The sequence below is a fragment of the Tropicibacter alexandrii genome (genome assembly GCF_003667315.2).
GTDB lineage: Bacteria > Pseudomonadota > Alphaproteobacteria > Rhodobacterales > Rhodobacteraceae > Tropicibacter > Tropicibacter alexandrii.
This window is the reverse complement of sequence record NZ_RCTZ02000016.1, coordinates 97,651-106,630: the sequence shown is the minus strand read 5'-3', so window position 1 is coordinate 106,630 and position 8,980 is coordinate 97,651. Positions and strand designations below refer to the sequence as shown.

At 63.5% G+C, this 8,980-nt stretch carries 8 protein-coding genes; 3 read left to right on the top strand and 5 right to left on the bottom strand.

What is annotated here, in order from left to right:
• Window positions 1–100 precede the first annotated feature (100 nt).
• Genes D8Z78_RS18240 through D8Z78_RS18220 form a run of 5 tightly spaced genes read right to left on the bottom strand, consistent with a single transcriptional unit; the run spans window position 101 to window position 4,680 of the window.
• The gene (locus tag D8Z78_RS18240) at window positions 101–1,003 is read right to left on the bottom strand and encodes a 5-dehydro-4-deoxyglucarate dehydratase (RefSeq protein ID WP_206169703.1); all 903 of its coding nucleotides are present in this window, start codon (window positions 1,001–1,003) and stop codon (window positions 101–103) included.
• A gap of 15 nt (window positions 1,004–1,018) precedes the next feature.
• Entirely contained in the window at window positions 1,019–1,813 is a 795-nt protein-coding gene (locus D8Z78_RS18235; RefSeq protein WP_121633889.1) for an NAD-dependent epimerase/dehydratase family protein, read from the bottom strand.
• Complete coding sequence (locus D8Z78_RS18230; RefSeq protein WP_121633887.1) at window positions 1,810–2,628, bottom strand: alpha/beta hydrolase family protein; 819 nt, start codon at window positions 2,626–2,628, stop codon at window positions 1,810–1,812. Before D8Z78_RS18230 ends, D8Z78_RS18235 begins: the two co-directional genes overlap by 4 nt.
• Window positions 2,628–3,803, bottom strand: a complete 1,176-nt coding sequence (locus D8Z78_RS18225; protein WP_121633885.1) for a mandelate racemase/muconate lactonizing enzyme family protein — start codon at window positions 3,801–3,803, stop codon at window positions 2,628–2,630. Before D8Z78_RS18225 ends, D8Z78_RS18230 begins: the two co-directional genes overlap by 1 nt.
• A gap of 4 nt (window positions 3,804–3,807) precedes the next feature.
• Window positions 3,808–4,680, bottom strand: coding sequence for an SMP-30/gluconolactonase/LRE family protein (locus tag D8Z78_RS18220; protein ID WP_164933006.1), 873 nt, complete (start codon window positions 4,678–4,680; stop codon window positions 3,808–3,810).
• Window positions 4,681–4,814: 134 nt separating this feature from the next.
• Here D8Z78_RS18220 and D8Z78_RS18215 point away from each other — a divergent pair, with 134 nt between their 5' ends.
• From D8Z78_RS18215 to D8Z78_RS18205, 3 genes are all read left to right on the top strand, one after another.
• Complete coding sequence (locus D8Z78_RS18215) at window positions 4,815–6,731, top strand: ABC transporter substrate-binding protein (protein ID WP_206169701.1); 1,917 nt, start codon at window positions 4,815–4,817, stop codon at window positions 6,729–6,731.
• 86 nt (window positions 6,732–6,817) lie between these two features.
• Window positions 6,818–7,804, top strand: a complete 987-nt coding sequence (locus D8Z78_RS18210; protein WP_240672176.1) for an ABC transporter permease — start codon at window positions 6,818–6,820, stop codon at window positions 7,802–7,804.
• Window positions 7,797–8,975 carry an ABC transporter permease gene (locus tag D8Z78_RS18205; RefSeq protein ID WP_121633881.1) on the top strand — a complete coding sequence of 393 codons (1,179 nt, stop codon included), beginning with the start codon at window positions 7,797–7,799 and terminating at the stop codon, window positions 8,973–8,975. Before D8Z78_RS18210 ends, D8Z78_RS18205 begins: the two co-directional genes overlap by 8 nt.
• The last annotated feature ends 5 nt before the right edge of the window (window positions 8,976–8,980 follow it).

The following is an 8,980-nucleotide window of genomic DNA, read 5'->3' as shown; positions in this document are numbered from 1 at the left end:
GAGGTCTCCGCCCTGCCCGGCTGCGCTCACGGCGCTCCAGGTGGGACATTTCTGCTTTGCCAACCACGCGACATTTCAACTTGGTTGCAACAGACCGCGTTCAGCTGCGTCCGTCGATCAGATCCTGCATCATCGCGATTTCTTCCTCGGTCAGGTCGGTCAGAGGCGACCGCACCGGGCCAGTGGCAAAGCCCCGCAGCTTGACCCCGGCCTTGATCGCCGAAACCGCGTAGCCGGTCTTGCGGTCGCGTATCTTGGCGAACGGATAGTAGAAATCCCGCAGCATCTGTTCGCAGGTCGCATCGTCCCCGGCCTGAAACGCCTTGTGAAAGGCCAGCGCGGTTTCGGGGACGAAGTTGAACACAGCCGAGCTATAGGTATCCACCCCGGCACCGCGAAACGCCTGCGCGAACAGCTCATGCGTGGGCATGCCGCCGATATAGGCCAGCCGGTTGCCGTTGTTCACCGTGATCCGCTTGACCGTGTCGATATCGCCCGTGCCGTCCTTGAAGCCGATCAGGTTGGGGCAATCGTCCGCCAGCCGCGCCAAGGTGTCGGCGCTGACCACCGATTGCCCGCGATTGTAGACGATCACGCCCATATTGGTGGCTTTGCAGACGGTTCGAATATGCGCCTCGATCCCGTCTTGCGGCGCGCCGATCAGGTAGTGCGGCAAGAGCAGGATACCGTCGCCCCCCGCCGCCTCGATCCCTTGGGCGATCTCGACCGCCATGCGCGTGCCATAGCCGCAGCCCGCGATGATCGGGTCATTCGGCTGCGCCTCTTTGGCCGTCTTCACCACCTCGACGATCTCGGCCGGGGTCAGCGAGAACAGCTCGCCCGTGCCGCCCGCCACGATCAGCCCGGCGATGGGATGCGGTTGCAGCCATTCCAGATGCGCGCGAAAGGCGGTCGCGTTGAACTGGTCCTGATCGTCGAACGGCGTGACGGGAAAGGACAAAAGGCCGGATCGGATGATCTCGCGCAGGTCGGTGGGGGCAATCATGTCGGGTGGTCCTTATTCTTCGTGGATTGTGTCGGCGCAGAACATACCGCCCTGCCACAGCACGTCGGGCGCGTCGGGGGCGGGTTTCGGCGTGTTGGCATCGACCTGCGCGCGGTAGGATTCAGAGTTGTCCTGCGGCTGCCAGCCCAGCCACGCGACCTTGGAATTGTCCCAGAAGGTGGCGGTATTGGCCGAGGCGCCGTAGATGATCGGGCAACCCAACTTCGGCACGTCAAAGATGCGCTCGATCATCCGGGCGAAATCGTCATAGCTCATCCATGTGGACAGCATCCGGTGGTTGCGCGGTTCGGGGAAACACGACCCGATGCGCACGATGGCGGTCTCTTGCCCGAATTTGTCGTGATAGGCATTGGCCATCGCCTCGCCGAAGACCTTGGACACGCCATACAGCCCGTCGGGGCGCGGATAGACCGTGTTGTCGATCACCTGATCCTGCCGGTAGAAGCCAATCGCGTGGTTCGACGAGGCAAAGACGATGCGCGGCATGCCATGTTTGCGCGCCGCCTCGTACAGGTTCACGACGCCTTGGATATTGGCGTTGTTGATGACCGACCACGGGCCCTCGGTGCTTTTGCCGCCGAAATGCACGATGCCGTCGCACCCTTTGACCAAGTCCTCGACCGCAGCCGCATCCCCCAGATCACATGTGACGATTTCCTCGTTGGATTTCGCCTCGCCCATGTCGGACATGTCCGACAGGCGGATCGTGTCAGCCAGATGGGCCAGCTTGTCGCGCATGACAGAGCCAAGCCCCCCCGCAGCACCCGTGATGAGCAATCGTTTCATGTGGTCTCCTTTCCGGCTGCGCGGGTGAGGAAATCCATCACCGCGCGGCGCATATCTGGGGTTTCTTTGTGCCCCGTGTCGGGGATGTGTTTGACCTGCAAGGGGCTGCCTGCATAGGCCTGCGTCAGGCGGTCGGTGGCGGGCAGGCGCGCGAAATCGGGGGTGAAGCGATCCTCGCCCCCGGTGCCCACGAATTGCGGGCGCGGGGCGATCAGCGCGGCGACGTCGCCCACATCGCCATGCTCCAGCAGACCCGGCACCGTCAGATAATGCCCGTGCGGGTCGTGCATATCGGCGTCGATCAGCGGGCCTATATCGGAGAAAAAGAACAGGTGGGCCGACCCGGCGACGCGTTCGTCCAGCGCCGCCAGCCACAGGGCATGCGCGCCGCCCATCGATCCGCCCAGCGTATAGATCCGCGCGCTGTCGATCCTTGGATCGGCGCATAGCCGGTCCAAGCCACTTTGCAGGTCCTTCAACATCGCCCCAAAAAGGGTCTGCCCCCGCCACAGCGCAGCCTTGCTGGCAGCACTTTCCGGCCCCTCGTTCTGGCGCTCCTCGAAACAGGCCATGTCGAGGCACAGCACCGCAAAGCCCGCCGCCAGCAGGTCGGGCGCATAGGGCTTGCCATCGGTCCAGCCGGAGCCTTCGGTCAGTTCCGACTTGCCCAGCGGGTAGTTGCCGCCATGCGCGTGGCAATAGAGCACCGCCGGGAACGGCCCCTCGCCCTCGGGCAGCAGGAATATCTGCGGGATATCCGCCTGGGCGGAGGCAGGCTGGCGCAGCAACCCGCGCAAGGTCTCACGCGTCAGCATCACACATACCCTGTCGAGCCATCGGGCCGCACAGGCAGTTTGCGTTCCCAATGCACGTAGCGGTCGGTTTTCAGATACGCCTCGTCGATCTCGACGCCCCAGCCGGGGCGGTCGGGGCGCAGGTCCAGATAGCCGTCCTTTGGCAGATACGGGTCGACCACGTAATCCGCGCTGTCCGAGCCGCCCATGCCGTCGGAATGGTAACTCGCCCCCTTGGGCAGGCGGTATTCGAGGATCTTGAAGTTGGTCAGCGCCGCGCAGAAATGCAGGTTCACCGCCGTCGCCAGCGGCCCCATCGGGTTGTGCGGCGCGACATTGACGTAAAATGCATCGGCCAGCGCCGCGATCCGCCGCATCTCGGTGATGCCGCCCACGGCGCAGATGTCGGGCTGGACGATATCCGCGCCCTTCGCCTGCAAAAGCCGCAGGAATTCCCAGCGGTTATACAGGCTCTCGCCGGTCGCAAGCGGCACGGTCAGCTGCGCCTTCAGCGCGCCCCACGCGTCGATATTCTCGGGCCGCATCGGCTCCTCGTAGAACAGCGGATGGAACTGGCCCAGCACCTGCCCCAATTGCACCGCCTGCCATGGCTCATACAGCTTGGCATGGGCGTCATAGGCAAATTCATAATCCGGGCAGGCGGCGTGCAGCACCGCGACCCAATCAGCGGTGGCGGTCAGGACCTTGCCCCACGGCGCGCTGTTCGGGTCGATCCGGTAGGGCGACATCTTGAAGGCGGTCAGGCCATAAAGCTCCTGCTGGGCGGCGCAGAAATCGCGCACCTCCAGCGGATCGGGGGCGCTGTAGACGCCCAGATAGACCCGCACCCGGTCGCGCACCGCGCCGCCGAGCAATTGGTAGACCGGCACGCCCAACGCCTTGGCCGAGATGTCCCACAGCGCGTGGTCGATGGCGCTATGCGCCGCCAGACCCAGCGCGCCGGGCGGAAAGCGCGCCTGTTGCAAGAGCTTCAGCATGATGCGCTCGATCCGGCGCGGGTCCTCGCCCACGATCTGGAGGAAGAGGTAATCCAGCAGCGGGATCAAGGCTTTGTCCGGCCCGTGATTATAGCACTCGCCCCAGCCGGTGATGCCCTCATCGGTGTCGATGGCGACCAGCACGCGCGGGCGGTCGCGGTCGCAGGTCATGAAGCTGCGCAATCCGGTGATCTTCATCGCCCTACCCCTTGAACCGTGTCTGAGCCACACCCTGACAGCCATGCCCGGTGATGGCGAACAGGTTTCCTGCGCCCGGCTCGCTCTGCCCCGCGCCGATGGAGGTTACGTACAGCGTCTTGAAATCCGGCCCGCCGAACATCGGCTTGGTCGGCTTTTCGACGGGCACGTCGATGACCATATCGACCGCACCAGCCGGCGTGATCCGGTACAATTGTCCGCCCGACACCCCCGCCTGCCAGTAACACCCGTCCGAATCGACGGTGCCACCATCGGGGCGGCCTTTGACCGCCCGCGTATCAAAGAACACCCGGACATCATGCGGCGTGCCGGTATCCCCGTCATAATTGGCGGCCCAGATCGTGCGCACGCCCGGATTGCTGTCCGAGAAATACATCGTCTTGCCGTCCGGCGAAAACGCCAGCCCGTTGGTGGTAAAGACCCGATCCCGCCATTTCGTCACGCCGAAATCCGTATCCATCCGGTAGAATGCGCCGAGCGGCTCGGGGTCGCCGCCATCCTTCATCGTTCCGGCCCAAAACCGCCCCTGCGCGTCGGTCGTCCCGTCGTTGAAGCGGTTTTCGGGCAGTCCGTGTTCCGGATCGCTCAGCGCCTCGCGCGTCTCGGTCTGCCAGTCGTAGATGTAGAACCCCGATTTCGCCGCGACGATCATCCCGCCGCTCTCCCTCAGGGCCAGACATCCGACAGGTTCACCAAAGCTCTTGCCCTGATTCGTCCCCGTGGCAGGGTCGAATCTGTGGATAAGTCCCGCCGGGATATCGACCCACCACAAAACCTGCGCAACGTCGTCCCAGACGGCCCCCTCGCCCACGCCGGACGGCAGGTTTACCACGCTTTCCACGGTGATAGCGGTCATGTCAGGCCCCTCAGACTCACGTCTTGTCTTATAACTTGTCGGACATGTCGTATTAAACATTTGACAACTTGGCAAATGAAATGTCACCAATTCGGCCACGGGTCGAAATGGCCCGGAAAGGGAGGAAAACACCAATGTCATTTGCAAGACGCATTCTGGGGACGGCCGCCGCCTTGGCGCTCATGACACCCCTTGCGGCATTCGCCTATGAACAGGCACCCATGCTGGACGCAGCCGTCGAGGCGGGCGACCTGCCCCCCGTGGACGACCGCCTGCCCGCCAAGCCCGAGGTCATCGCGCCGCTGGAGTCCATCGGCACCTATGGCGGCACGCTGCGCCGGATGCTGGGCGGCTCGAACGACCACAACTCGATCCTGCGCGTGGTCAGCCCGCAGGGCCTGACCCGGTGGAAGCCGGATTTCTCCGAGGTGGTTCCCAATGTCGCCGAAAGCTGGGAGGTCAACGACGAGGGCACCGAGTTCACCTTTCACCTGCGCGAGGGGATGAAATGGTCGGACGGCACGCCCTTTACCGCCGATGACATCGTCTTCTTCGTCGATGACCTGTTGCACAACAAGGAATTCTACCCCAATCCGCCCGCGCGGTTCGTCGTGGCAGGCGAGGCGATGCGCGCCGAGAAGGTCGACGACCACACGGTCAAGCTGATCTTTGCCGCGCCCTATGGCACCTTCCTGACGGAACTGGCAACGCCCTTGGCGCAGGAACCCGTCCTGTGGGCAAAGCATTACTGCCAGCAATTCCACCCGAAATATAACCCCGACGTCCAGAAGATGGTGGACGAAACCGAGGCGGTCGAGGATTGGCCCGCGCTCTACCGCTTGAACTGCGGCGAGGTCGAGGCCCCCAACCGCTGGTCCAACCCCGAGCGCCCGACGCTCGACCCGTGGCTGGTCACGGGCGAGGGCTATTCCGCCGGGTCCACCCAAGTGGTGATGGAGCGCAACCCCTATTTCTGGCAGGTCGACACCGAGGGCAACCAACTGCCCTATATCGACAAGCTGCAAATGGGCGTCGCGCAGGACAACCAAGCCCTGCTGCTGGAGGCCGTCGCCGGCAATATCGACATGCAGCGCCGCAAGATTTCCAACATCTCGAACAAGCCCGTGCTGGCCGAGAACATGGAAAAGGGCGGCTACAAGATCCTGAACATGATCAACTCGAACTCCAACTCGATGGCGATCCATTTCAACATGACCCACAAGGATCCGGTCATGCGCGACGTGATCCGCAACCGCGATGTGCGCGCGGCGCTGTCGTTGGGCATCGACCGCGAAGAGATCATCGACATCGTCTACGCCGGTCAGGGCGAGCCGTGGCAGATCGGCCCGCGCCCGGATCATGTGCTATATAACGAAAAGCTGGGCCGCCAGTTGACCGAATACGATCCCGACCGCGCCAACGAGTTGCTGGATCAGGCGGGCCTGACCGAGCGCGACGGCGATGGCTATCGCCTGCTGCCCGATGGCCGCCGGTTCACCTTCAACGTGAACTACACGGGCATCGAACAGCCGGATTGGGGCGACAGCCTCGAAATCATCAAGGAGCAGTGGGAAGAGATCGGGGTCGAGCTGAACGCAAGCTCCGTCGAACGCTCGATCTACTACTCGCGCGGCGAGGCGAACGAGCATGACTTCATGGTCTGGGGCGCGCCCGGCGGGCTGGACCCGACGCTGTCCCCGCGCGACGTGCTGGCGGTACATCCCCAGGCCTCGTGGTTCGCTATTCCGTGGACGCGCTGGTACCTGTCCGGTGGCTCGGAGGGCGAGGAGCCGACCGAGGCGATGAAGAAACGGCTGGCGCTGTACGACGCCTACAAGGCCGAGGCCGATCAAGGCAAGGCGCTGGATATCTTCCGCCAGATCCATACCATCGCGGCCGAGGAACTGGAAGTCATCGGCATCTCGCTGGCCCCGAACCTCGTCGGTGTGGTGAACGCCAAGCTGCGCAACGTGCCGGAGGCCATCCCCGCCTCGTGGATGTATCCCGATCCCGGCCCCACCCTGCCGCAGACCTACTACTACGCAGAGTGAACCACTGAGTAGGATGGGTGATCACCCATCCTACTTTCCGGAACTGCGGCCCTGAACGGGGCGCAAGACCCGACAAGGACCCCCTCATGATCTGGCGCTATATCCTGAAACGCATCCTCTGGATGGTCCCGTTTCTCTTTGCCGTCTCCGTCGTCGCCTTCCTGCTGATCCAGGCCCCGCCCGGCGACTACCTGACCACCTATATCGCCAAGCTCGGTGAATCGAACGAGGTGCTCGACCAAGCCTCCGTCGACAATCTGCGCGCGCGCTTCGGGCTCGATCAGCCGCTCTATGTGCAATACTTCAAATGGGTGTCGAACCTCGTCCAAGGCGATTTCGGCATGTCCTTCGAATGGCGGCAGCCCGTGTCCGACCTTGTCTGGGAACGCATGGGCCTGACCATGATGCTGTCCTTTTCTACCCTGCTGTTCACATGGGCCGTCGCCCTGCCGATCGGCATCTTTTCCGCCGTCCGTAAATATTCCATCGGCGATTACGTCGTGACCACGCTGGGCTTTATCGGCCTTGCCACCCCCAACTTCCTGCTGGCCCTCGTCCTGATGTATATCGGCGTCGTGCATTTCGGCGCGGATGTGGGCGGGCTGTTTTCCTCTGAATATCAGAACGCGCCGTGGAGCTGGGCCAAGTTTGTCGACCTGATGAAGCACCTCTGGTTGCCGGTCGTCGTGCTGGGCACCGGGGCCACCGCCAGCCTGATCCGCGTCATGCGCGCCAACCTGCTGGACGAGTTGCACAAACCCTATGTGGACACCGCCCGCGCCAAGGGCCTGTCCGAATTCGCTTTGCTGATGAAATACCCGGTCCGCGTGGCGCTGAACCCGTTCATCTCCACCATCGGCTGGGTCCTGCCCAACCTCGTTTCGGGCGCGGTCGTCACCGCCATCGTGCTCAGCCTGCCCACCGCCGGGCCGCTGATGCTGCAAGCCCTGCTGTCGCAAGACATGTATCTGGCAGGCGCATTCGTCCTGCTGCTGTCCTCGCTCACCGTGATCGGGATGCTGATTTCCGACATCCTTCTTGTCCTGCTCGATCCGAGGGTCCGCTATGACTAATCCCGCCGAGACGACCTCTGGCGAGACGCCTGAAACCAACGCCCTGCCCGCCGACAGCCACCTGCCGGTCGATGCCCAGCCCGACAAGCTGGCCGTGGCCAGCCAATGGCAGCTGACATGGTGGGCCTTTCGCAAGCACAAACTGGCGCAGTTGGGCCTGTGGATCATCGGCCTTTTGTACCTGCTCTCGATCTTTGCCGAGTTCGTCGCCCCCGACGACCCGACCAAGCAGAACCGCCGCGCGGTCTTCCACCCGCCACAGATGATCCATTTCGTCGACCGGACCGAGGATGGCCTGCGCCTCCGCCCCTATGTCTACGAAATGGACCGGCAGCGCGACCCGGACACGCTGGCCATCAGCTACACCCCCTCGGGCGAAAAGATCTACCTGCGCCTGTTCGGACGCGGGGCCGAGTACAAGTTCTGGGGCCTGTGGGAGACCGACATTCACCTGTTCGCCACCGTGAACCCGCGTGACAAGTTCTTTCTGTTCGGGGCAGACCGGCTTGGCCGCGACATGTTCAGCCGGGTCATGTACGGCACCCGCATTTCCATGAGCATCGGTCTGGTGGGCGTCGCGATCTCGCTGGTCCTTGGCATCACGCTGGGCGGGATTTCCGGCTATTACGGCGGGCGCATCGACGCGGTGATCCAGCGGCTGATCGAGTTCGTCCTCTCCCTGCCCACCATCCCGATCTGGCTGGCGCTGGCCGCCGCCTTGCCGCCCTCATGGCCGATCTACCAGCAATATTTCGTCATCACCCTGATCGTCAGTCTGGTTGGCTGGACAGAGCTCGGGCGCGTCGTACGGGGCCGCTTTCTGGCGATGAAGAACGACGATTTCGTCATTGCCGCGCGGCTCGATGGGGCCAGCGAGCGGCGGATCATCTTTCGCCACATGCTGCCCTCGCTGACCTCGCACATCATCGCCTCGCTGACGCTGGCGATCCCGCTGATGATCCTCGCGGAAACCGGCCTGTCCTTCCTTGGCCTCGGCCTGCAACCGCCGGCGATCTCGTGGGGCGTGCTGCTGAAGGAGGCGCAGAACATCCTGTCGATCTCCCAAGCGCCTTGGCTGTTCATCCCCGGTGGCTTCGTCGTGATCGCGGTGCTGGCCTTCAACTTCCTCGGCGATGGCATGCGCGATGCCGCCGATCCCTACAGCCATTGAGGACA

What these genes read in the sequence shown, in the direction of transcription:
- D8Z78_RS18220 (WP_164933006.1), bottom strand. Translation starts at nt 4,680, where the DNA reads ATGACCGCTATCACCGTGGAAAGCGTGGTAAACCTGCCGTCCGGCGTG.
- D8Z78_RS18215 (WP_206169701.1), top strand. Translation starts at nt 4,815, where the DNA reads ATGTCATTTGCAAGACGCATTCTGGGGACGGCCGCCGCCTTGGCGCTC.
- D8Z78_RS18210 (WP_240672176.1), top strand. Translation starts at nt 6,818, where the DNA reads ATGATCTGGCGCTATATCCTGAAACGCATCCTCTGGATGGTCCCGTTT.
- D8Z78_RS18235 (WP_121633889.1), bottom strand. Translation starts at nt 1,813, where the DNA reads ATGAAACGATTGCTCATCACGGGTGCTGCGGGGGGGCTTGGCTCTGTC.
- D8Z78_RS18230 (WP_121633887.1), bottom strand. Translation starts at nt 2,628, where the DNA reads ATGCTGACGCGTGAGACCTTGCGCGGGTTGCTGCGCCAGCCTGCCTCC.
- D8Z78_RS18225 (WP_121633885.1), bottom strand. Translation starts at nt 3,803, where the DNA reads ATGAAGATCACCGGATTGCGCAGCTTCATGACCTGCGACCGCGACCGC.
- D8Z78_RS18205 (WP_121633881.1), top strand. Translation starts at nt 7,797, where the DNA reads ATGACTAATCCCGCCGAGACGACCTCTGGCGAGACGCCTGAAACCAAC.